Annotated in this window: 3 tRNA genes; all 3 read right to left on the bottom strand. The window is 48.8% G+C overall.

The annotated features are described in order from the left end of the window. Positions 1 to 113 precede the first annotated feature (113 nt). Positions 114 to 189: transfer RNA gene (locus A3712_RS28980), tRNA-Gly, on the bottom strand. Between the two features lie 273 nt (positions 190 to 462). Further along, positions 463 to 538 (bottom strand) — tRNA-Gly (locus A3712_RS28985). 56 nt (positions 539 to 594) lie between these two features. Next, positions 595 to 671: transfer RNA gene (locus tag A3712_RS28990), tRNA-Met, on the bottom strand. Positions 672 to 954: the final 283 nt, after the last annotated feature.

Raw genomic sequence — 954 nt, forward strand, 5'->3', positions numbered from 1 at the left:
TCTATCAAATTGGAGCGACACACGAAGTTCCCTATCTTCAAGGCTTAGGCGTGACCTCAACCTTGGCAAGGATAGCACTCTGCCAGAATGCTCTTCATGTTTCACTTTCTAAATGGAGCGACACACGAGGTTCGAACTCGTGACCTCAACCTTGGCAAGGTTGCGCTCTACCAGCTGAGCTAGTGTCGCATAAGTTAATCGCAGCTTTTACTGCTTTTGGCAATAGATAGCGTTTATCTATAATGCGGATGCGGGAGCCGGATTTGAACAGACGACCTTCGGGTTATGAGCCCGACGAGCTACCAAGCTGCTCCATCCCGCGTCCGGATGCATTGTTTAAGTCAATGAGTCTATCAAATTTGAGCGACACACGAGGTTCCCGATCTTCAAGGCTTAGGCGTGACCTCAGCCTTGGCAAGGATTGCACTCTGCCAGAATGCTCTTCATGTTTCACTTTCAAAATGGAGCGACACACGAGGTTCGAACTCGTGACCTCAACCTTGGCAAGGTTGCGCTCTACCAGCTGAGCTAGTGTCGCATAAGTTAATCGCAGCTCTTACTGCTTTTGGCAATAGATNGCGCTTAACTGTAATGTGGTTGCGGGAGCCGGATTTGAACCGACGACCTTCGGGTTATGAGCCCGACGAGCTACCAAGCTGCTCCATCCCGCGTCCGGATGCATTGTTTAAGTCAATGAGTCTATCAAATTTGANCGACACACGAGATTCCCTNTCTTCAAGGCTTAGGCGTGACCTCAACCTTGGCAAGNATAATGCTCTTCATGTTTCACTTTCAAAATGGAGCGACACACGAGGTTCGAACTCGTGACCTCAACCGTGGCAAGGTTGAGCTCTATGAGCTGAGTCTGTGTCGCCTAAGTTGAGTACGGCTCTTACGAATTTTTGAAATCAATATCGTTTAACTGTAATGTGGTTGCGGGAGCCGGATTTGAAC

The sequence above is a fragment of the Vibrio sp. HI00D65 genome (genome assembly GCF_001635455.1).
Classification (GTDB): Bacteria; Pseudomonadota; Gammaproteobacteria; order Enterobacterales; family Vibrionaceae; genus Vibrio.